18 protein-coding genes are annotated in these 22,603 nt (G+C 71.9%); 12 read left to right on the top strand and 6 right to left on the bottom strand.

The genetic code is table 11. The features are described from left to right. Positions 1-26 precede the first annotated feature (26 nt). Positions 27-935 (bottom strand): LysR family transcriptional regulator, encoded by a 909-nt coding sequence (locus tag EES42_RS30615; protein WP_124721504.1) that lies wholly within the window; start codon positions 933-935, stop codon positions 27-29. 111 nt (positions 936-1,046) lie between these two features. On the opposite strand from EES42_RS30615, the gene EES42_RS30620 reads away from it, so the two are divergent. Then, complete coding sequence (locus EES42_RS30620) at positions 1,047-2,048, top strand: aldo/keto reductase (RefSeq protein ID WP_124721505.1); 1,002 nt, start codon at positions 1,047-1,049, stop codon at positions 2,046-2,048. 75 nt (positions 2,049-2,123) lie between these two features. On the opposite strand, the gene EES42_RS30625 is transcribed toward EES42_RS30620, so the two are convergent. Further along, the gene (locus tag EES42_RS30625; protein ID WP_124721506.1) at positions 2,124-3,545 is read right to left on the bottom strand and encodes an amidase; all 1,422 of its coding nucleotides are present in this window, start codon (positions 3,543-3,545) and stop codon (positions 2,124-2,126) included. A gap of 47 nt (positions 3,546-3,592) precedes the next feature. On the opposite strand from EES42_RS30625, the gene EES42_RS30630 reads away from it, so the two are divergent. From EES42_RS30630 to EES42_RS30640, 3 genes are read left to right on the top strand one after another with little or no spacing between them, the layout of a single operon-like run. Beyond that, complete coding sequence (locus tag EES42_RS30630; protein ID WP_124721507.1) at positions 3,593-4,240, top strand: TetR/AcrR family transcriptional regulator; 648 nt, start codon at positions 3,593-3,595, stop codon at positions 4,238-4,240. Next, positions 4,240-5,124 carry an alpha/beta fold hydrolase gene (locus EES42_RS30635; protein WP_124721508.1) on the top strand — a complete coding sequence of 295 codons (885 nt, stop codon included), beginning with the start codon at positions 4,240-4,242 and terminating at the stop codon, positions 5,122-5,124. Before EES42_RS30630 ends, EES42_RS30635 begins: the two co-directional genes overlap by 1 nt. A 32-nt stretch (positions 5,125-5,156) precedes the next feature. Continuing rightward, positions 5,157-5,714: a DinB family protein gene (locus tag EES42_RS30640; protein ID WP_124721509.1), complete on the top strand. Its 558-nt coding sequence runs from the start codon at positions 5,157-5,159 to the stop codon at positions 5,712-5,714. Between the two features lie 70 nt (positions 5,715-5,784). Here the strand turns inward: EES42_RS30640 and EES42_RS30645 are convergent, their stop codons facing one another. The 3 genes from EES42_RS30645 to EES42_RS30655 are packed head-to-tail and all read right to left on the bottom strand — an operon-like array spanning position 5,785 to position 8,153. Further along, positions 5,785-6,192: a GntR family transcriptional regulator gene (locus tag EES42_RS30645; RefSeq protein WP_124721510.1), complete on the bottom strand. Its 408-nt coding sequence runs from the start codon at positions 6,190-6,192 to the stop codon at positions 5,785-5,787. Positions 6,193-6,237: 45 nt separating this feature from the next. Further along, positions 6,238-7,212, bottom strand: a complete 975-nt coding sequence (locus EES42_RS30650) for an ABC transporter permease (RefSeq protein ID WP_124721511.1) — start codon at positions 7,210-7,212, stop codon at positions 6,238-6,240. Then, a complete protein-coding gene (locus EES42_RS30655) occupies positions 7,209-8,153 on the bottom strand; it encodes an ABC transporter ATP-binding protein (RefSeq protein ID WP_124721512.1) in 945 nt (314 codons plus the stop codon). The genes EES42_RS30650 and EES42_RS30655 overlap by 4 nt, the downstream gene beginning before the upstream one ends. Before the next feature lie 206 nt (positions 8,154-8,359). Between EES42_RS30655 and EES42_RS30660 the strand changes: the two genes are divergently transcribed. The 5 genes from EES42_RS30660 to EES42_RS30680 all read left to right on the top strand — a co-directional run bounded on the left by EES42_RS30660 (position 8,360) and on the right by EES42_RS30680 (position 15,428). Next, the gene (locus tag EES42_RS30660; RefSeq protein WP_124721513.1) at positions 8,360-9,193 is read left to right on the top strand and encodes a M55 family metallopeptidase; all 834 of its coding nucleotides are present in this window, start codon (positions 8,360-8,362) and stop codon (positions 9,191-9,193) included. Continuing rightward, positions 9,186-10,538 (top strand): M20/M25/M40 family metallo-hydrolase, encoded by a 1,353-nt coding sequence (locus EES42_RS30665; RefSeq protein WP_124721514.1) that lies wholly within the window; start codon positions 9,186-9,188, stop codon positions 10,536-10,538. Before EES42_RS30660 ends, EES42_RS30665 begins: the two co-directional genes overlap by 8 nt. Positions 10,539-10,559: 21 nt before the next feature. After that, complete coding sequence (locus tag EES42_RS30670) at positions 10,560-12,539, top strand: S9 family peptidase (protein ID WP_124721515.1); 1,980 nt, start codon at positions 10,560-10,562, stop codon at positions 12,537-12,539. Further along, positions 12,536-13,480 (top strand): S66 peptidase family protein, encoded by a 945-nt coding sequence (locus EES42_RS30675; protein ID WP_124721516.1) that lies wholly within the window; start codon positions 12,536-12,538, stop codon positions 13,478-13,480. The genes EES42_RS30670 and EES42_RS30675 overlap by 4 nt, the downstream gene beginning before the upstream one ends. Before the next feature lie 205 nt (positions 13,481-13,685). Next, positions 13,686-15,428 carry a CocE/NonD family hydrolase gene (locus EES42_RS30680; protein WP_241196684.1) on the top strand — a complete coding sequence of 581 codons (1,743 nt, stop codon included), beginning with the start codon at positions 13,686-13,688 and terminating at the stop codon, positions 15,426-15,428. A 45-nt stretch (positions 15,429-15,473) separates the two neighbouring features. Here EES42_RS30680 and EES42_RS30685 read toward each other — a convergent pair whose 3' ends face one another. Then, complete coding sequence (locus EES42_RS30685; RefSeq protein ID WP_241196670.1) at positions 15,474-16,631, bottom strand: LacI family DNA-binding transcriptional regulator; 1,158 nt, start codon at positions 16,629-16,631, stop codon at positions 15,474-15,476. A 248-nt stretch (positions 16,632-16,879) separates the two neighbouring features. On the opposite strand from EES42_RS30685, the gene EES42_RS30690 reads away from it, so the two are divergent. The 3 genes from EES42_RS30690 to EES42_RS30700 form a co-directional block, all read left to right on the top strand. Next, the gene (locus EES42_RS30690) at positions 16,880-18,295 is read left to right on the top strand and encodes an ABC transporter substrate-binding protein (RefSeq protein WP_164495371.1); all 1,416 of its coding nucleotides are present in this window, start codon (positions 16,880-16,882) and stop codon (positions 18,293-18,295) included. 57 nt (positions 18,296-18,352) lie between these two features. Further along, on the top strand, positions 18,353-21,538 hold the full coding sequence (locus EES42_RS30695; RefSeq protein ID WP_124721519.1) for a DOMON domain-containing protein: 3,186 nt from the start codon (positions 18,353-18,355) through the stop codon (positions 21,536-21,538). After that, positions 21,535-22,603, top strand: a 1,069-nt coding sequence (locus EES42_RS30700; RefSeq protein WP_124721520.1) for a hypothetical protein, incomplete at its 3' end; no start/stop codon positions are given. The genes EES42_RS30695 and EES42_RS30700, both read left to right, overlap by 4 nt.

Consider the following 22,603-nt stretch of genomic DNA (forward strand, 5'->3'; position numbering starts at 1 on the left):
GCACCGCCCCCCCGGCACCGCCCCCGTCACGGCGCGGCAGTGTCGCCGCTCGCACTGTCGCTTCGGAGCAGCGTCATCAGCTCCCGCGCGCCGGGGCTCATGTACTGGGCCGCCGGGAGCACCACGACGCTCTCGTAGCAAGGCTGTTGCGGCCCATCGAGGTCCACCGTCACCAGCCCCCGGGCCTCGGGCTTGCGGGAGAAGTGATGCGGCACCAGCGCGATGCCCAGCCCCTCGTGCACCAGCTCCAGCAGGCTGTGCACGTCATTCACCTCCAGCCCCACCGTGCGCCGCACCCCCGCCCGTCCGAACGCCCCGTCCGCCGCCCGCCGCGGACCCCAGTCCGGGTGGAAGTCGATGAACGACTCACCGGACAGCTCACGCCATGCGACGCGCTCCGCCGCCGCGAACCGATGTCCCGGCGCACAGAGCACGACCATGGGCTCGCGCGCCAGCGGAATGAGATCGCCCCGCCACTCGTCGGCACCGACCGTCGCGGCGAACGCGGCGTCGAGCCGCCCGCCGGCCACCCCGTCCACCAGGCTCGTGGTGCCCTCCTGGCGGAGCCGGATCTCCATCAGCGGATGCTTGCGGTGGAAGGCCGCCAGCAGACGCGGCAGACGCACCCCCGGCACGCACTGCTCCACGCCCACCGACAGGGTGCCGCGCAGCAGCCCCCGTACCGCGTCGACGGCATCCCGCGCGGCCCGTGCCCCCGCCAGCGTCCGCTCGGCCTCCACCAGCAGCGCGTGCCCGGCCTCCGTCAGCCGCACGCTGCGCGTGGTGCGGCTGAACAGCGGCGTCCTGAGCTCGTGTTCCAGGGCCCGGACGGAGGCGGAGAGCCCGGACTGCGACACGGCGAGGCGCTCGGCGGCACGGGTGAAGTGCTGTTCCTCGGCGACGGCGACGAAGTGTTCCAGCTGACGCAGCTCCATGATTGAGAAATATAGGCGCTGAATCCCAGCAGAATCTTCTGTTGGACTGCTGGATCGTTGTCGGCCAACCTGTACCTGCGAACCGCACCCGCCCTCTTCCGTGGAGTCCGCATGTACCTTCCGTCCGCCGACCGTTACCAGGCCATGCCCTACCGGCGCGCCGGACGCAGCGGACTGCTGCTGCCCGCGCTCTCCCTCGGCCTGTGGCACAACTTCGGCAGCGACAGGACGCCGGAGACCCAGGGGCGGATCCTGCGGCGGGCCTTCGATCTCGGCATCACCCACTTCGACCTCGCCAACAACTACGGACCGCCGCCCGGCGCCGCGGAGACCGCGATGGGGCGGGCACTGGGGACGGACTTCGCCCGGCTCCGGGACGAGCTGGTCATCTCGACCAAGGCGGGCTACCTGATGTGGGACGGCCCGTACGGGGAGTGGGGGTCCAGGAAGAACCTGCTCTCGTCGCTGGACCAGAGCCTCACCCGGCTCGGCCTCGATTACGTCGACATCTTCTACTCGCACCGTCCCGACCCCGGCACTCCGCTGGAGGAGACGATGGGCGCGCTCGACTCGGCGGTGCGTCAGGGCAAGGCGCTGTACGCCGGCATCTCCAACTACTCGCCGGAGCAGACCCGCCAGGCCGCCCGGATCCTCGACGGGCTGGGCACGCCGCTGCTCATCCACCAGCCGCGCTACTCGATGCTGGACCGCACGGTCGAGGACGGTCTGCTCACGGCGCTCGACGAGCTGGGCACCGGATCGATCGCCTACTCGCCGCTGGAGCAGGGCATCCTCTCCGACCGCTATCTGCGCGGCATCCCGGAAGGCTCGCGCGCCGCGGGCAGCAGCCCCTTCCTGACGCCCGAAGCGGTCACCCCGGAGCTGGTGGAACGGCTGCGGGCGCTCGACGAGGTGGCTTCCGCACGCGGGCAGTCCCTCGCGCAGCTGGCGCTCGCGTGGGTGCTGCGGGGCGGCCGGGTCACCTCCGCCGTGGTCGGGGCGAGCAGCGTCGCCCAGTTGGAGAACAGCGTCGAGACGATCCGGCACCTGGACTTCGCCGACGAGGAGCTGGCCCGGATCGAGGAGATCCTCAAGGGGCGGGCCAGCGGCTGAGCCGCCCGGCGCCTCCGGGTCCCCGGACGTCGCCGGGAGTCGGGGTGGCGAGGTGATCGTCGCCACTCCGAATGCTCATGAGGGGGTGGCCCGGGGCAGGCCGCCATAGCGGTGGGCCCACGGCAGGGCCTCCTCAAGTGCGGCCGATACGCCGAGCAGCAGGTCCTCGCGGCCCCAACCGGCCGTGAGCGAGACCCCGAGCGGAAGGCCCCCCGAACTCCAGCCCAGCGGAAGGCTGATGGCCGGGAAGCCGGTGGCGTTCGCCAGGACGGTGTTGCCGGTGAACGCGGTCATCGCGGCCAGCTCCGCCGCCGGGTCGGCGTCGTCGCGGAGCTGGCCGACGAGCGTCGGCGGGGTGGTCACGGTCGGGGTGATCACCACGTCCGCGTTCGCGTGGTCGAGTGCCCAGGCGCGGGCGCGGGCCTGGACCACACCGATCGAGGCGGCCAGCTCGGCCGAGCTGAACTCCTGTGCCCGGGACCGGAGATGGCGGACGATCGGGCGCAGCGACGACTCGTCGAACGACATGGTCCTGGACCCGACCAGTGCCGTGAACATCACCTGGAAGCCCTCGGTCAGCTCGGGGTCCGGTGCCTGGTCCCGGATGAACACATCGTGCCCGAGGTCCGCCAGCGTACGGGCGGTGAGCTCCGCGGCGGCGGCGACCTCGGGGTGCACGGGCGAGCCGGAGACCGACCCCTGGGCGAGTGCGATCCGCAGCCTCGGCACGGGTGCGTCGCAGGCGCGCTCGTAGCTGTCGGCCCGGGGCGGATGCACGGTACCGGCGCCGGTACGGCTGGTCAGCGCGTCGAGGAACGCGGCGGTGTCGCGGACAGTGCGGGCGAGCGGCCCGCGCACGGAGAGTCCCATCCCGTCATTGCCGTTCGGCCCCGCGGTGACCAGGCCGCGGCTGGGCTTGAGCCCGACCACCCCGCAGGCGCTCGCGGGGGAGCGCACCGAGCCCGCGGTGTCGCTGCCCTGCGCGATCGGCACCAGCAGCGCACCGACCGCCGCCGCCGCGCCGCCACTGCTGCCGGCCGCGCTCCGGGTGAGGTCGAACGGGCTGCGGGCCGGACCGGACACCTCGGGCTCGGTGTAGCAGGCGGCCCCGAACTCGGGAACGGTGGTCTTGCCGAGGCTGATCAGCCCGGCGTCCGACATGACGTCCACGATCTCGTCGTTGTGCCCGGGAATCCAGTCGCGGAACAGTGCGGATCCCAGTGTGGTGCGCACGCCCGCGGTGGCCTCCAGGTCCTTGACCGCGGTGGGCACGCCGAACAGGCGCGGCAGGCCGACGCGATCCGTCGTGCGCAGTACGCGTTCGGCCTCGGCCGCCGCGATGCGGGCCCGGTCGGCCGACACGGTGGTGAACGCCCCCACCCGGTCGCCGTCTCCCGTCCGGGCCAGCAGATGATCCACGACTTCGGCGGGACCCGTGTCGCCGTTCTCGTAGGCGGCGGCCAGCTCCAGAGCCGTGAGGTCGTGCAACTCCGTCATGCGCGCTCCCATTGAAGTTTCGATACGCGTATCGATATGGTGCGGTCATGGTGGTCGAGAACGCAAGCACTCCGAAGAACGGCCGGCCCCGGGCGGTCACCCTCGACGCGGTCCTGGACGCGGCGACCGAGCTGGCCGACGACCGGGGGCTGGACGCCGTGACCTTCCGCGCGCTGGCCGACCGGCTGGACGTGTCACCGATGGCGATCCACCGCACGACGGGCGGCATCGACGCGCTCCAGCACGCGCTGGTGTCCCGGATCGTCGGCGAGGTGACCCGGTCGGTGGAGTGGCCGGACGACTGGCGCGGCATCGTCCGGCTGTTCGCCGACACGCTCCACGACCTGCTCATGCGGCACCCCGTCATCCTGGAGGCGCACCGCCGCGCCTCCCTGGTCGGGCCGGGCGCCGACGACGTCGCGTACCGGGTCGTGGCGGCGCTGCGCAGCGCCGGGCTCGACGAGGAGGCCGCCGCGTACGCGTACGGCACCCTGCACGACTTCGTCACCGGGCACGTGGCGATCCGGCTCGGCCGCGGTGACCTGGAACTGATCCAGCTCCCGCCGGAACGCCGGGCCGCGTCGGTTTTCACGGACCACCACGACTACGACCGCAGGTTCTCCTACGGCCTCGACTTCGTCATCGGCGGAATCGCCGCCGCTGCCGCCACCCCCGTACCCCACGAGGAGCAGTGATGACCCCCTCCCCGCCGGACCTGCCGAAGACGGACCTGCCGCAGACGCACCACCTGACGGCCCCGGGCGGGCGCCGCATCGCGTACTGCTCGTACGGCGACCCCGCCGCGCCGCCCGTGATCGTGCTCCACGGCACGCCCGGCAGCCGCTACGAGGGCCTCGCCCTGCGGCAGGCGGCGCAGGACGCCGGCCTGCATCTGGTCTTCCCGGACCGTCCGGGCTACGGCGAGACCGACCCCGTACCCGGCCGCGGCTTCCACCGCTGGAACGACGACTTCGTGGCCCTGCTCGACCACCTCGGCCACGAGCGGGCCACGCTGGTGGCGATCTCCGGCGGCGGCGGGTACGCGCTCTCGGCGGCCCAGAAGCACCCCGGCCGGGTCACGAGACTGATCCTCGCCTGCGCAGCCGTCCCCGGAGCTCCCGGCTCGGCGTACGCGCGCCGGATCCCGCTGGTCAAGTGGATGAACCGGATCGTCGTCTGGGCCCCGGCGCTCGCCCGGCCGATGCTCGCCGGCAAGGGGATCTTCAAGAAGACGAGGAACGAACCGAACCTCGACGCCTGGCCCCGCTCCGACCGGCTGATCATGACCACCCCCGCCTTCCGGGCGCTGTCCGAGGTGGACACCGAGGAGGGCCAGCGCCAGGGCGTGGACGAGGTCATCACCGACCTCGCCGGCTACTCCCGCCCGCTGCCGGACCCGCTGGGCTCGGTCTCCGTACCGACCCTGTTCATCCATGGCGAGGCGGACGGCAACGTCCCCATCGAGGTGGCGCGCTGGGCGCATGCACAGATGCCCGGCTCCGAGCTGCGCACCGTCCCCGACGGCGGACACCTGTTCCTGCTCGCGGACCCGGAACCCCTCCTGCGGGAACTGACCTGAGCGGTGAGCCCGCCGGTGTGAGGATGGCCGCCATGACATGGACGGCACCTCGCATCGAACGCACGACAGCCGACGGCGACCAGCTGAACGTTCCGAGCACCGCGGACGAGCGGGTGATGCTGGAAGGCTGGCTCCGCTGGCACCGGGAGACCCTGCTCACCAAGTGCGCCGGGCTCACCGCCGCACAGCTCGCGCACACCACGGCCGAGCCGTCGGGCCTCACCCTGCTCGGGCTCGTGCGGCACCTGGCGGAGATCGAACGCTGGTGGTTCCGGCGGAGTTTCACGGGGGAGCCGGTCGGCGACGTCTTCACCGCCCCGGGCGACGGCGACGAAGGGCTCGAAGGGGCCGACGCCGCCCACGCCGAGCGCGACTTCGCCGCCTACCGGGCCGAGGTCGATGCGTGCGAGGCCGCCGTGGCGGGGCGGGGTCTCGACGAGACGTTCGTGTCGGCCACCCGCGGCCGGACCGTCAGCCTGCGCTGGGTGTTCCTGGTGATGATCCAGGAGTACGCCCGTCACAACGGCCACGCGGACCTGCTGCGCGAGCGGACCGACGGCGCCACGGGCGACTACCCGCCGCCGGCGTGAGAAACGGCTGCTCCGGTCCCGGGACGGGACCGGAGCAGCCGCACGCCACGACACCCGCGGAGGCGCCCCCTCAGCCGGCGTCCGCCCCGCCCGGATACACGGCCGCGAAGGCCGACCGGAAGAGGGCGTCGACCTCCGGGCCGCTGAGGCCCTGCGCCCGCGCCTCGTTCAGCCACTCGGCGAGCGACGTGCGCAAGGGGGAGTCGGGGCCCGACTGGGGCGGGACCAGGGAACGGGTGATGAAGGTGCCCGCCCCCTGCCGGACCTCGGCGAGCCCCGCGCGCTCCAGCTCGCGGTACGCCTTGAGGGTGGTGTTCGGGTTGACCTTGGTCTCAGCGGCGACCTGAGCCGCCGTGGGCAGCCGGTCACCCTCCTCCAGGGCGCCCATGCGCAGCGCCTGTTCGACCTGCCGCACGATCTGGAGGTACGTCGCCACTCCGCTGCGCCGGTCGATACGGAACACGACCACTGCCTTCACCTCCCGTTCGACTGCCGAAACCCTGTGTACCTGCGCCGGCAGGTCCTAGAGAGGCCGACGGGACACCCGCCACAGGACGAACGCGGTGAGCACGACGGTACCCGCGAGCAGGACGCCCGCCCCGGTCCACTGCATGGCCGGCATCTGGTCGAAGCCGAGGTACTCGTACACATTGTTGACGATGCCGTGCTCCTTGACGCACGCGTCGGAGGCCGCCTCGGTCTCCTTGGCGCACAGGCCCCAGCCGTAGAGATGGCCGTCGGCGGAACCGATCCAGCGGTCCACTTCCATCGACTCGTTGAGCCGGGCGGGCATGTCCGCTTCGAGCGGGTAGGTGAGCGTCCGGGTCGGGGCGAGGTTCACGATCATCCGGTCCCAGAAGACCCCGACGGCCCCGGCGAGGACGAAGGTGATCGCCATGGACATCAGGACGCGGCGGACCAGCACACCGACGGTGATGCCGGCGGCGGTCATGAAGAGGCAGAGCGCGGGGAGCACCGGACCGGTGGCATCGAAGATCGACCCCTCCGACCACTGGCTGGGAAACACCGAACGGTAGGGCTTCCACCACCAGGTGAACAGCGCCGAGAGCGCCACGGTGGTCACGAGCACCGCCGCGTAGATCCAGGCGAACTTCGTCGCCACCCAGCGCATGCGTGACACCGACTGGGTGGTCACGAGCTGCGCGCTGCCCTGTTCCTGGTCCCCCGCGACGAGCGGGGCGCCGACGAAGACGGCGAGGATCAGCGGCAGCCCGCCCAGCGCGGTGAGGACGAGACCCACACCGTCCGAGTCGAACGTCGGCTGCGCCAGCTCCTTCCCCGGCCAGCCCGCGGCGTCCAGGAGGTCCTTCATGTGGCTGCGCTCGTAGACGATCCAGATCGCGCCGAGGACCGTTGCGGCGAGCAGGCTGAGCAGCGCGGCCCGGTGCTGGCGCGTGACGAGCCAGCTCAGCCCGCGCAGCATGCGGGGCCGGGGGGTGCGCCCGGTCCGGGGCGCGTCGGTCAGGGTGGTGCTCATGAGGTGTGGCTCCCTTCGGCCTCGATACGGGCACCGGGCGTGAACAGCGGGGGCGCGTCCGGCGCGCGGAGGTGCGCCAGCAGCACCTCCTCCAGGCTCGGTTCGGCGACCACCCAGTCGCCCGACAGCGGGCCGTTCGGGCGGACCAGCGCGTGGAACTGCCGGCCCTGGACGCGGCACTCGATCACGGTGTGCGGTGCCAGCGCGGCGGCCGGATCCCCGTCCGTGGCGAGCCCGGTCACCAGTGCGTGGGCCGGGACGAGCGCGTCCGCGTCGCCGGCCATCCGGATCCTGCCGCCCGCGAGGACGAGCAGGTAGTCGCACATGTCCTCCAGCTCGGAGAGCATGTGGGAGGACATCACGACCGTTGTTCCGCGCTCGACGGCCTCCGACATCAGCAGGGTGCTCATGTCGTGGCGGGCCAGCGGGTCGAGGTCGGACATCGGCTCGTCGAGCAGCAGCAGATCGGGCCGCTTGCCGAAGGCCAGCGCGAACGCGACCCGGGTGCGCTGGCCACCGGAGAGCGTGCCGACCCGGGCGCCCATCGGCACCTGGCCGGACCGTACGATCCGCTCGGCCGCGGCCATGTCCCAGCCGGGGTTGAGCTCGGCGCCCATGCGCAGCGTCTCGGCCACGGTGAACCGCTTGAACAGCGGCTTCTCCTGGCCGAGGAACGCGAACTTCGGCATCACATCGGGGTCGTCCACGGGCACGCCGAAGATCCGGAGGTCGCCTTCCGTGGGCTGCACCTGGCGGGTCGCGATCCCCAACAGCGTGCTCTTTCCCGCTCCGTTGGGGCCGACGAGACCGCAGATCCGCCCGGCCGGCAGCCGGAACGAGATGTCCTGCAGCGCCCAGCCGCGACGGTAGCGCTTACCCAGACCGCGGGCCTCCAGGGCCCAGGCTACGGACCCGTCGTCCGGAGTGATTGCGTCTGCCATGCACCCAGCCTCAATTCCATTAGTCAATTAATGGAATCATGGTCTGAGGTAGTGGAAAGTGTCAAGGCGGGCCGGGCGGCCCCCCTGGGGGAATGTCCGTGATGCGGCTGTTCGAGGTGTGCGTCGCACTCTCTTCGGTGGACTGGACCATTGAACGTCTCGGAGGCTCTGGCCTGGCGGTTCTCGGGCGCGTAGCGTGACCCGGCATGAAGATCCTGATCAGCGCGGACATGGAAGGCGCCACCGGTGTGACCTGGCCGGCCGATGTGCTGCCGGGCACTCCCCAGTGGGAGCGGTGCCGTTCCATGTTCACCTCCGACGTGAACGCGGCGGCGCTCGGCTTCTACGACGGCGGCGCCGACGAGGTCCTCGTCAACGAGGCCCACTGGTCGATGCGCAACCTCCTGCTGGAGCGGCTCGACGACCGCGTCCAGATGCTCACCGGCAGACACAAGTCCCTCTCCATGGTCGAGGGAATCCAGCACGGTGACGTCGACGCCATCGCCTTCGTCGGCTACCACACGGGCGCCGGTGCGGAGGGCGTGCTCGCACACACCTATCTCGCCAACTCCATCACCGGGGTCTGGCTCAACGGCGCCCGCGCGAGCGAGGGACTGCTCAACGCGCATGTCGTCGCCGAGTACGGGGTGCCCGTCGTCCTCGTCACCGGCGACGACCTGACCTGCGTGGACGCCGAGGGGTACGCACCACGCGCCCGCAAGGTCGCCGTCAAGGACTATGTGTCGCGGTACGCGGCGGTGTGCCGCACCCCGGCCCGTACCGCGGCCGACATCCGTGCCGCCGCGAAGGACGCCGCCGCGCTCGCCGTGCGGCACACACCGGTGGAGGGCGGCCCCTTCACCGTGGAGCTGGAGTTCGACGCCGAGCACCTGGCCCAGGCGGCCACCGTCGTCCCCGGCGTGGCCCCCAGCGGCGAACGGCGCGTCGCCTACACCAGCGCGACGATGTACGAAGGAATCCGCACGTTCAAGGCGGTGACGACGATCGTGTCGTCCGCCGTGGAGGAACAGTATGGCTGAGGCGACCTACCCCCAGGAGAGTGCCGGCGGCGTCGACCGGCAGGCGCTCGACGAATCGGTGACGTTCACCTCCGAACTGATCCGGATCGACACCACCAACCGCGGCGGCGGCGACTGCCGCGAACGCCCGGCCGCCGAGTACGTCGCCGAACGGCTGGCCGGCGCGGGGCTGGAACCCACCCTGCTGGAGCGCACCCCCGGACGTACCAATGTGGTCGCCCGGATTCCCGGCACCGACCCGTCCGCCGACGCACTGCTCGTCCACGGCCACCTCGACGTGGTCCCCGCCGAGGCCGCCGACTGGTCCGTGCACCCCTTCTCCGGCGAGGTCCGCGACGGCGTCGTCTGGGGGCGCGGCGCCATCGACATGAAGAACATGGACGCGATGGTCCTGGCCGTCGTACGCGCCTGGGCACGGGCCGGCGTCCGGCCCCGCCGCGACATCGTGATCGCCTACACCGCCGACGAGGAAGCCAGCGCCGACGACGGCTCAGGCTTCCTCGCCGACCGGCACGCCGAGCTCTTCGAGGGCTGTACGGAGGGCATCAGCGAATCCGGCGCCTTCACCTTCCACGCCGGACCGGACCTGCCGCTCTACCCGATCGCCGCGGGCGAACGCGGCACCGGCTGGCTGAAGCTCACCGCACACGGCAAGGCCGGGCACGGCTCCAAGGCCAACAGGCACAACGCAGTCAGCGCGCTCGCCGCGGCCGTCGCCCGGATCGGCAAGCACGAATGGCCCGTCCGGCTCACCCCGACGGTCCGCGCCGCGCTCACCGAGATCGCCGCACTGCACGGCATCCACCCAGACCTGGACGCCCCCGGCTTCGACGTCGACGAACTCCTCGGCAAGCTCGGCCCCGCCGCCGACCTGGTCGCGCCCACCGTCCGCAACAGCTCCAACCCGACCATGCTGGAGGCCGGGTACAAGGTCAACGTGATCCCGGGCCACGCCACCGCATTCGTCGACGGCCGGATGGTGCCCGGCGGCGAGGACGAGTTCCACGCCACCCTGGACCGGCTGACCGGCCCCGACGTCGACTGGGAGTTCCACCACCGCGAGGTCCCGCTCCAGGCCCCGGTCGACTCGCCGACCTTCGCGAAGCTGCGCGCCGCGATAGAACGCTTCGACCCGGCCGGCCATGTCGTCCCGTACTGCATGTCGGGCGGCACCGACGCCAAGCAGTTCTCCCGGCTCGGCATCACCGGCTACGGCTTCTCACCGCTGAAGCTGCCCGCCGGCTTCGACTACCAGGCGCTGTTCCACGGCGTCGACGAACGCGTACCCGTCGAGGCCCTGCACTTCGGCGTCCGGGTCCTCGACCACTACCTGCGTACTGCCTGACCGCTACAGGGGGAATCGATCATGCTGCCCATCGGGGCTCACGGAACCTGGCCGTCGCCGATCGACGCCGCGCTCGCCGCCTCCCACGACGGGCGCCCGGAGTACGTCGGCACCGTCGGCGAGGAGGTGTGGTGGACGGAGCCGCGCCCGGCCGAGGCCGGCCGCCGCGCCCTGGTCCGCCGCCGGGCGGACGGGAGCACCGGCAGTGTGCTGCCCGCCCCGTGGAACGTACGGAGCCGGGTCATCGAGTACGGCGGAGTGCCCTGGGCCGGGACCGCGCGGACCGAGGGCGGCCCGCTGATCGTCTTCGTCCACTTCGCCGACCAGCGGCTGTACGCCTACGCCCCCGACGGGCCCGGCGAACCCGTACCGCTCACCCCGGCCCCGGACACCGCCGGCGGGCTGCGTTGGGCCGACCCGCAGCTCCACCCGGACCGGGGCGAGGTCTGGTGCGTCCTGGAGGAGTTCACCGGCGAGGGCCCCAGCGACCTGCGCCGGGTGATCGCCGCCGTACCCCTGGACGGCTCGGCCGCCGACGACCGCACCGCGGTCCGCGAACTCACCGACGACAGCCGCCGGTTCGTCACCGGACCCAAGCTCTCGCCCGACGGACGGCAGGCGGCCTGGATCGCCTGGGACCACCCCCGGATGCCGTGGGACGGCACCGAGGTGATGCTCGCGGACGTGGCCGGGGACGGGACCTTCCACCGCCCCCGCTCCTTCGCGGGCGGCCCCGAGGAATCGGTGCCGCAGATCGAGTGGGACGCCGACGGACAACTGCTCCTGGCCGGCGACCACAGCGGCTGGTGGAACCTCTACCGGGCCGACCCGGACCGGGGCGCCATCCCCCTCTGCCCCCGCGAGCAGGAGTTCGCCGGACCGCTCTGGAAGATCGGGCTCAGCTGGTTCCGGCCGCTGGACAACGGCCTGATCGCCACCATCCACGGCAAGGGCACCACCACGCTCGGCATCCTCGACCCGCAGACCGGCGAACTCGTGGACGTCGCCGGGCCCTGGACCGAATGGGCCGAGACGCTCGCCGTGCACGGCAGCCGGGTCATCGGCGTCGCCGCGAGCCCGTACAGCTCCTACGAGGTGGTGGAGCTGGACACCTCGACCGGCCGCACCCGGGTCATCGGGTCACCGCACAAGGACGCCGTCGATCCCGCGTACTACCCGCGCCCCGAGGAACGCACCTTCACCGGGCCCGACGGACGCGAGATCCACGCCCACGTCTACCCGCCCCGCAGCCCCGACCGGACCGGTCCCGAGGACGAGCGCCCGCCCTACGTCGTCTGGGCGCACGGCGGCCCCACCGGCCACGCCGCACTCGTACTCGACCTGGAGATCGCCTACTTCACCTCGCGCGGCATCGGCGTCGCCGAGGTCAACTACGGCGGCTCCACCGGCTACGGCAGGGCCTACCGCAACCGGCTGCGCGAACAGTGGGGCGTCGTCGACGTCGAGGACTGCGCGGCCGTCGCCGCGGCGCTGGCCGACGAGGGCACCGCCGACCGGCAACGGCTCGCCATCCGGGGCGGCAGCGCCGGCGGCTGGACCACCGCCGCCTCACTGACCGGCACCGATGTCTACGCCTGCGGGACGATCATCTACCCCATCCTCGACCTGACCGGCTGGGGAACCGACGAGACCCACGACTTCGAATCGCGTTACCTGGAGTCCCTGGTGGGCCCGCTCGCCGAAGTCCCGCAGCGCTACCGCGAACGCTCACCGGTCAGCCGAACCGACCGGCTGACCACCCCCTTCCTGCTGCTCCAGGGGCTGGACGACCCGATCTGCCCGCCCGTCCAGTGCGAACGGTTCCTGGCCGCACTCGACGGACGCGGAATCCCGCACGCCTACCTCACCTTCGAGGGCGAGGGACACGGGTTCCGGCGCGCCGACACCATGATCCGCGCCCTGGAGGCCGAACTCTCCCTGTACGCCCAGACCTTCGGGACCGACCGGACCGACGTACCGCGGCTGGAGCTGAAGAAGTGACCCTCGCACCGCTGACCCGCCCGGCCCGGCTGCGCCCGGGGGCCAGGGTCGCCGTCGTGTCACCGAGCGGGCCGGTGCCCGCCGACCGCCTCGATCCGGGCCTGGACATCCTGCGCGGCTGGGGCCTGGACCCCGTCGAGGCACCGCACGCCCGCGACGTGCACCCGGAGCTGGACTACCTCGGCGGTACGGACGAGGCGCGGGCCAGGGATCTCCAGGAGGCCTGGTGCGACCCGGCGGTGGACGCGGTGATCTGCGCCCGGGGCGGGTACGGCGTCCAGCGGATGGTCGACCTGGTCGACTGGGCGGCGATGCGCGCGGCCGGACCCAAGGTGTTCGTCGGCTACAGCGACATCACCGTGCTCCACGAGGCGTTCGCCCTGCGCACGGGACTCGCCACCCTGCACGGCCCGATGACCGGCACCGAGACCTTCCTCAAGGACCCGGACACGCAGGAGTCCCTGCGGGCCGCCCTGTTCGAGCCCGACTCGGTACGCACTCTCGGCCTGCCCACGGCACGGGCGCTGGTCCCCGGCCGGGCCCGCGGGATCACCTACGGCGGCTGTGTGAGCCTGCTCGCCGCCGAACTCGGCACCCCGCACGCGAGGGCATCGGCCCGGGGCGGGCTGCTGGTGATCGAGGACACCACCGAGGACCCGTACAGCATCGACCGCATCCTCACCCAGCTCCTGCGGGCCGGGGCGCTCGACGGGATCGCGGGAGTGGCCTGCGGCTCCTGGGCGGGCTGCGGTCCGTACGAGGAGGTGCGGGCCGTGCTCGCCGACCGGCTGGGACCGCTGGGCGTACCCGTCGTCGAGGAGCTGGGCTTCGGGCACGGCCCGACCGCGCTCACCATCCCGCTCGGCGTGCCGGCCGTGCTGGACGCCCCGGCCGACGGCGGCCCCGCCACCCTGACGGCCGAGGTGCCGGCACTGCTCTGAACGGGCCCGAACCGTAAAGAAGTTGAGCAACGTTCACGAAACACCCCTCCCAGCGTTGACATCGCTATGACGCGTGTCACAGCATGAGCGCGGTCCGTTACTTACCGGTTGGTAAGTCGCCCTCGGTGTGGAGGTCTTCGTGTCGCGTGCTGTTCCCCGCCCCCGGTCCGGGTACCGGACACTCACCCGGAAGTCGGCCGCGTACGTGGCCGGGGCCGCGCTCGCCGCACCGCTGGTCCTCACCGGCGCGGCGCGCGCGACCGCGGCCGAACCGTCCCAGTACACCGTCACCCCGCTGAAGTTCACTCTCCAGGCGGGCGGCCGCTCCTGCACCGTGGACGCGGATCTGTACCGCCCCGCCGGGGTCGACGCGCAGCATCCGGCCCCCGCCGTGCTCGCCACCAACGGCTTCGGCGGCAGCAAGTCGGACGGCACGACCGACGCCATCGGCAAGGCCTTCGCGTCCCGCGGCTACGTCGGCCTCGTCTACTCCGGACTCGGCTTCGGCAAGTCGGGCTGCCTCATCACCCTCGACGACCCGGCCATCGACGGCCGGGCCGCCGCCGGTCTCATCGACTTCCTCGCCGGAACCCGCGCCGCCGACGACGGTACGAAGGCCGACTACGTCACCGCTGACGGCGCGGGCGACCCCCGGGTCGGCATGATCGGCGGCTCGTACGGCGGTGCCGTCCAGATGGCCACCGCCGCCGTCGACCGGCGCGTGGACGCCCTCGTACCGCTGATCACCTGGAACGACCTCGCGTACGCGCTCGCCCCGAACAACGCCGGTACCCGCAAGGGTGTCTCTTCCGACACCGCCGGGGTGTTCAAGTGGCAGTGGACCAACGGCTTCTACCTGATGGGGGAGGGGCAGACGCTCCTCAACGCGAGCCTCGACCCGTCCCGGTTCAACAACCTCACCTGTCTGCACTTCGCGACCCAAGCCTGCGACACCATCCGGCTGCTCAACTCCGGCCGCTTCCCGGCCGGCCGGACCACCGAGATGCTCGACTACGCACGCAGCGTGTCTCCCGTCGACTACCTCGGCAAGGTCAAGGCACCCACCCTGCTCGTCCAGGGCCAGACCGACAGCCTGTTCAACCTGAACGAGGCCACCGCCACGTACGAGACCCTCAAGGCGCAGGGCACCACCACCAAGATGATCTGGCAGGCCTGGGGCCACAGCGGCGGACAGGTGCTCGGCGAACTCGACCTGGGCAAGGGAAACCTGGAGACCAGCTACGTCGGGCAGCGCGTCCTCGCCTGGTTCGACCGCTACCTCCAGCACCGGAGGAACACCGACACCGGGCCCGGCTTCGCCTACTACCGCGACTGGCGGAGCGGTTACGGCACCGCGGACTCCGTGCCCGCCCTCTCGCGGAAGCTGTACCTGTCCGGCGACGGGAAGCTCGTCGACAACCGGTCCGAGGTTGCCCGGGGCAGCCGCCAGTACGTCAACTGGCTGGTCCCCACGAGCCATTCGGAGAGCTCGCTCGCCGGACTGATCGGGCTGCCCGACCCCAAGCCCTACGACACCAAGGGCACCTACCTCGGCTGGAGCAGCGCCCCGCTGACCTCGCCCCTCGACGTGGTCGGCGCGCCGAAGGCCACCCTGAAGGTCGTCTCGCCGAAGACGGAGCGGGTCCAGAACAGCGGCGACGCCGCCGACAGGCTCGTCCTGTTCGCCAAGGTCTACGACGTCGCCCCGGACGGCAGCCGGACACTCGTGAACCGGCTGGTCTCCCCGGTGCGGGTGCCGGACGTCACGCGCTCGTTCACCGTGCAGCTGCCGGGCATCGTCCACCGGTACGAAGCGGGCCACCGGCTGGAGTTCGTGATCGCGGCCAGCGACAGCGCGTACGCGGGCAACCGGGGGATCAAGCCGGTCACGGTGGTCAGCGCCCCGGAGGACACCGGTGTGCTGGAGCTCCCGGTGGTCGGCGGCTAGAGCATCGCGCAAGGGACCGGGCCGGCCGTGGGCCGGCCCGGTCCCTCACGCACGTGCGGCGCCGACCACCCGCAGGTACGCCTGCGCGGAGTCACGCGTGCGGATCTCGACGGGCAGCAGGACGTGCCGCACCTCGTGCGGACCGTCCGGGTTCCGGATGCGCCGGGCGAGCATCTCCATGGCCCGGCGGCCCATCTCCCCGGAGGGGAGCCGGGCGGCGGCGACCGTCAGCGGAAGCAGGTCGAAGGGACCGGCGTCGTCCATGCCGGCCAGCTCGATCTGACCGGGCACCTCCAGGCCGAGGACGGACAGGTCCCGGGCGGCGTGCTCCAGGGTGTGGCCGTTGGCGCAGAGCAGCACGGTGGGCGGCTCCGGGCGGTCGAGGAAGGCTGTGAGCATCGCCAGCCGACGGTCGTCGGGGAGCCGGTGATAGGTCGTCAGGGCGGTGAGCTCCGGCGAGACCCGGATGCCGTGCTTCCGCAGCGCCTGGACGTGGCCGGTGAGCCGCTCCGTCACGCTGGTGACGTCGGTCTCGTCCCAGAGCGTGGCGATCCGGCGGTGGCCGCGTTCGATGAGGTGCTCGGTCAGCTCGAACCCCACCGCGTAGTTGTCGAAGACGACGGCGTCGCTCGGGGACTCGGGGTGGTAGCGGTCGATCATGACGACGGGAACGCCGCACCGCGCGAGCTCGGCCAGCGCCGGTGAGTCCGCACCGCTGTCGACGGGGTAGAGCACGACCCCGCCGGTCCCCGTCTCCAGGGCCAGCCGCAGGACCTGTTCCTCCGCCTGCTTCGAGCCCTTGGAGTTCGACAGGAACATCCGCAGACCCTCCTCGCCGCACACCGACTCGATGCCGTCGACGATCGCCGACTGGTGCGCGCCGCGTCCGTGCATCACACAGGCGACCGAGCGCTCCCGCGCCCCGGCACCGGGGCCGGCCGGCGGTGAGCCGCGCTCGGCCACGAACGTTCCGCGCCCCCGCTGCCGGATCAGATAGCCCTCGACGACGAGTTCGTTGAGGGCCCGCACCGCGGTCGTGGAGCTGACGCCGAACCTCTCGCAGACCTCACGCTGACTGATGAACGGCTGGTCGGCCTCGTAGGCGCCCCGGTCGATGTCCGCGACAAGATCCCGCTTCACCATCCGGTAGAGCGGTTCCTGGCCGGTGCCGTCCCGCTCGGCCTCGGTCATGCTGCCCCCCATCGCTCACCACACCATTTCCTGACGCGTTAACGCGCTAAGGGTAACTCCGGGCGCCTTCCGAGCGGAAGACACCTCTTGGTCATGTCAGCCCGTGTGGTGGGCGGGAACGAAGAACGAGACTCATGGTGTGTTAACTGCATGAACTCCGGCCCGGATTCAGGGAGGTTGGCCTAAGTCTCTTTACGCGTTAACGCGCTATTGCTAGCTTCTGCTCAGCCCGAGCCGCGGCCATGAAAGCCATGGGAGCCATGATGACCGAACCAGCGCACAGACCAGTCCGCAGGCGGACCGGCAGCCGCCGGACGGGACCCGCCGCCGTCGGAGCGACCCTGCTCATGGTCGTCTCCCTCGCCGCCTGCGGGAGCGTCGGCGGGGAGGGAGGCAGCACGGACGGCAGGACGGAGATCACCGTCGCCGGCATGCCGCCGACCACGCTGCCGGCCGGCCGGAAGGACTTCCTCGCCCAGGTCAAGGCCTTCGAGAAGGCCAACCCGGGCATCAGGATCAAACCGACCGACGCGCTGTGGGACGCCAAGACCTTTCCCGCGCGCCTCGCCTCCGGCCAGTTGGAGACGGTGTTCCGGGTGCCGCTCACCTACCCGCCGGACATGATCGAACGTCACCGGATCGCCGATCTCAGCAAGGAGATCAAGGCACTTCCGCACGGCACGGAGTTCGACAAGCGACTGCTCGCCCCGGTCACGGACTCCGACGGGAAGGTGTACGGGATACCCACCGAGGTGTACTCCGTCGGCCTGGTCTACAACCGCGAGCTGTTCAGCAAGGCCGGACTCGACCCCGACAAGCCGCCCGCCACCTGGGACGAGTTGCGCACCGCCGCCAGAACCATCACGGACCGGACCGGTGTCCCCGGCTTCGGCATGCACACCACCGACAACACCGGCGGCTGGATGCTGACCACCATGACGTACTCCTACGGCGGCCGGATGGAGAAGGAGGTGGACGGCAGACAGGTCACGGCCTTCCGGGACGGCCCGACCGGCAGGGCCCTCGCCCTGCTGAAGGCCATGCGGTGGGACGACGGATCGATGGGCAGGCAACAGCTGCGCGGCACCGACGACCTGACCCGCGACTTCGCCGGCGGCAAGGTCGCCATGCTGCTGGGTTCCCCCAGCACCTACGGAGCCTATGCCGCCAAGTTCCGCGGCAGGCCCGACGTCTACGGACAGGCCCCGCTTCCCTCGGAAGGCGAGAAGTCCACCCTGCTCGGCGGCGGCGTAGCCGTCGTCTCGCCGAAGGCGGACCGGGCGCAGCGCAGCGCCGCCGCGAAGTGGATCGACTTCTTCTATCTGAGGCCCAAGTACGATCCCGCGCTGGCCGCCGAGCGCACCGCGCAGGTCGCCGCCGACAAGAACCCCGCCGGTGTCCCCGGCCTCCCCTTCTACGACGCGAAGGTCTCCGGCCCGGCCACGGCGGCCGAACGCAAGCACTCCAACGTGCCGCTGAAGAACTTCACCCCGTACCTCAACAGCCTCGCCACCACCCGGTACGTCGTCGAACCACCCGTCGCCGCCCAGGAGTTGTACGCGGCTCTGGACAGCGCCGTGCAGGCCGTACTGACCCGGGAGAGCGCCGACCCGGACACGGAACTGGCGAAGGCGGACCGCAGGATCGGCCCGGCCCTCGAACGGTCGCAGCGGTGACACCGACGCGATGAACGGCCCGGCACCCCAGTTGGCTCCAGGAGAGGGAACCCCACAATGTCCGGAGCACCACCGAGAAAACCGCTCACCCGGCTGCGCCGCACACTCACGGCGTTCGCCGTCGCGGCTCTGGCCGCAACCCTGATCCAGGCACCCGCCGCCGCACCGGCCCACGCCCTGGCCGCCCGGGCCACCGCGGTGCTCGGCGCGCAGCCCACGTACGAGGGCATCGAACGGGCCTGGCCCGGCGACCGGGACAAGGACCCCGCTCACGCGGTGCGCGAAAAGGCGGGACGAAGCTGCTGGACGATGTCGGGCGACCCGTACAACCGGTACCTGTACGTCGATGTGGCGGCCGGTGCCGTCCCCGCCGGGGCGAAGCGGGCCGTGGTCACGGTCGACTACTTCGACGCGGGCGCGGTCGGCATGAACCTCCAGTACGACTCGCGGTCCAGCGCCTTCACCGGGGCGACCGGCCTGGCGCTGAAGGGCACCGGAACCTGGCGGAGCCACCAGTTCGAGCTGGGTGACATCCGGTTCGCCGACCGGGCCAACGGGGCCGACTTCCGGCTCGATGTGCAGGCGACGGCCGAGAACATGCCACCGGTCTGCTTCAGCCGGATATCCGTCGAATTCACCGATGCCCCGCTGCTCGACATCACCTCGCGCCGCCTGCTGTTCACCCAGGGCGCGGACCAGGGCCCGATCACCTTCGCCTCCGCGGCCGGCCGGATCGGCTGGACCGTCGGAGACCCGAACGGGGTACCGCTGAAGTCCGGCACGGCACAGGTCACCGACGGCCGGGCCGCCCTCGACATCAAGGACCTCGGCCCCGGCTACTACACGCTCACCGCCACCGCCGACTCCGGCGCCCCGGTGACGCGGACGACCTCGTTCGGCGTGGTCGCCCCGCTGCCCGCCAAGGACCCGTACTACGCCGTGGCCATGCACTACGGCTGGCAGCCCGGATGGGAGGACGCGCTGATCGACTCCGCCGCCACCGTGGGCTGGAGCGAGGTCAGATCCGACGTCAACTGGGCGATGGAGAAGCAGAAGGGCGTCTACGACTTCGGCTCCTACCCCCTCGACGCGGGACTGAAGAACGCGGCGAAGCGCGGCATCAGGACCATGCCGATCCTCGGATACCGCAACCCGCTCTACGACGGCGGCAAGACACCCAGCACGCCGGAGGGCCTGGCCGCCTTCGCCAGGTTCGGCGCGGCGGCGGCCGCCGCCTACGCCCCGTACACCAATGACTTCTCCGTCTACAACGAGTACAACTCGACCGGCTTCAACGACGGCGCCTGCGGCATCACCGCCAAGTGCTACTACGACATGGTCAAGGCGGTGAAACAGGCCATGCCGGACGCCAATCTGGTGGGCCCCACCTCGGCCGGCACCCAACTCGCCTGGCACGACGACTTCATCGCCCGTGGCGGCCTGGACCACCTCGACACCTTCAGCGTCAACTACTACAGCAGCACCGGCGACAGCCCCAGCACGCCTCCGGAGGAGATCAAGGCCCTCGGGGAGTTCACCCAGTTGGTGAAGAAGGTCGAGGCGCGCAAGAAGATGCCGGTCTGGGTCACCGAGAACGGCTGGCCCACACACACCGCGGGCTGGACCGAGGCCCAGCAGGCCGACTACCTGATCCGCGCCCAGACGCTGGCCCGCGCGGCCGGTGCCGACAAGTTCTTCTGGTACGACGTTCTCGACGACGGCGACAAGCCCGGCGAACGCGAGCACCGCTTCGGCCAGTTCCGCCGCGCCGGGGGCGGCGTCCAGGGGCTGGCCCCGAAGCCCTCCGCCGTCTCCAACGCGGTCCTCATCCGGCAGACCGCGGGCAAGCGGCTCGGCGCCCGGCAGGACGCCGGCGATCCGGCCGTCCACGTCTACCCGTACGGCACCACCACTCGTTCACTGTGGGCCACTTCGCCCAGAACGATCTCGGTCCGCACCGACCGGCCCCTTGCGCTCACCGACCAGTTCGGCAGGCGCAGCACGCTCACCCCGACGGCCGGGCGCATCACGCTCGGACTCGACGGCAGCCCGGTCTTCCTCGAAGGGCCGGTCACCGGTGTGGCGGTCACCGACTCGCCGCTCTCGCTGAGCACGGCCGCCCAGTCGGTCACCGGCGCCGACCTGAAGGTGACGGTCACCGCGGACCGCACCCGGGCGGGCGCACTGCCCCGCAGGCTGCCGGTCACCGTCGACGGTGTGCGCGGCACACTGACCACCAGGCCGGGCACGAAGACCTCGCTCACGCTCACCGTCCCGGCCACCGGGCAGACCGGCGTACGCGATGTCGACGCGTCCGTCGGCCGGCCGGCCCGGCTGCGCACCACCACGAAGGTCGTCGATCCGTACACCGTGACCGGCCGGCCCGACATCCGCAGGAACGGCGCAGGGCTCACCGTGCGGCTCACCAACAACGACCCGGAACGGGCACTGGCGCCCGCACCGGTCGGCTGGCGGGTCGGATCCTGGACGGGCACGGTCGCGGACCCGGGTCCCGTCCCCGCGGGGAAGTCCTCCGAGTGGACGGTCGAACTCCCCGCCGACGCCCAGCAGTTCACCTCCTACGCCTACTCCGTCACGACCGGCGACGCCACCGACTCGGGCTCGCTCAGCTTCAGCCCCGTCGAACCGGCGGCCGGCACCACCCTCGCCCCGGTCGACCTCGGCTCCCGGGGGGAGTGGGCGAGTCTGCGGGGCGGCACCAGGAGCGGACCCGACGATCTCTCCGGGACGATCCGCTACACCCACACCGACAAGGACCTGATCCTGGACGCGGTCATCAAGGACGACGTCCACAACGCCGGCCGGACGGACCCCTCGGCGGCCTGGCAGGTCGACTCCCTTCAGTACGACCTCTACTCGGGCTTCCCCGGCACGACCGACGGCAACCGGGTCGAGGTCGGCGCGGCGCTGCTGCCGAGCGGCCCCGTCGCGTACACCTGGACCCCGCCGCCGGGGCAGCAGGCGGGGCCGACACCGGGCGCGGACGTCTCCGTCGTGCGCGACGGGACGGCCGGGACCACCACCTACCGGCTGGCGGTGCCCTGGACCTCGCTCGGCTTCGACCGGGCGCCCACCGGGACGTTCGGACTGTCCTTCCTCGTCAACGACGCCGACGCGGGCACCGCCACCGACGCCCGGGACGGCTACCTCCAATGGGGCGCCGGCGTGGGGGCCGCGCCCAAGAACCCCGCGCGGTTCCGGTCCGTGAGGCTGGTGCGATGACCATCCTCCTCAGCGGCGCCCACCTGCCCTACCCGCACACCAACGGATTCCACGCCGACGGCGAACGACTCGTACTGACCAGGTACTCCCCGACCACCGGGGCCCTCGGACTCACCAGCGTCCGCTGGCGCGACGGGGAACGAACCGCACGGGACCTGTACGAGGCGGAGCCCGGCACCACGGGGCCGGAGCAACTGCTCTGGCCCGATGTGGCCCTGGCCGCCGAACGCGTCGCCTGGGTCCGCAACGGCGCCGTCCACGTTCTCGACCTGGACTCCCGGGCGGCCCCCGAGCGGCTGTACGCGGCCGCCCCCGGGCACACCCTGCAGAACCTGTGCTCCCTCACGGCGGCGGGCGACCGGGTGGTGGTGATGGAACAGCCCGAGGACCGGGACGCGCCGGTGACCTGCCTGGAGATCTCCGTGTCCACCGGGAGGGCCGACGAGCTGTTCACCAAGGACTGGTTCGCCAACCACCCCGCCCACAGCCCGTACGACGAGTCGTGGCTGACGTTCGCCCATGAGGGCCCCTCCCGGGAGATCCCGGACCGCATCTGGGCCCGGCACCCCGTACGGGCCCCGGAGGGCCGCTGCGTCTTCGACCAGGCGGCGGAAGGGGGAACGCTCGCCGTGGGCCACGAACGCTGGATGTTCCACGACCTGGGCGCCCTGGTGTGCGCGTACGGCGAGAGCGAGGCGGGCCCGCGCGGCCTGTACGCACTCCACCCGGACGGCCGCCCGGCCCGCCTGGTCAGCGCGGGCGAACGCGACTGGCACTGCGACATCAGCCGCGACGGACGCCGGGCCGTCGTCGACACGTCCGGGCCGCTGGGCGCCCCGGGCCGGGGCTGGCAGAACGCCGGACAGGTCTCCGACGTGGTGCTCGTCGACATGGCCACCGGCGCCCGGACTCTCCTGGCCCGGACGGCGGCCGACCGGCACCCGAGGCACCCGCACCCGGTGTTCACGCCGGACGGCACCGCCGTCCTCCACAACCACGGCGACCCGTCGACCGGCGAGGTCGCGGTGGCCCGGGTGCCGCTGCCCGGGGAGGATTCCAGCCGCT

Source organism: Streptomyces sp. ADI95-17 (assembly GCF_003846175.1).
Lineage (GTDB): Bacteria > Actinomycetota > Actinomycetes > Streptomycetales > Streptomycetaceae > Streptomyces > Streptomyces sanglieri.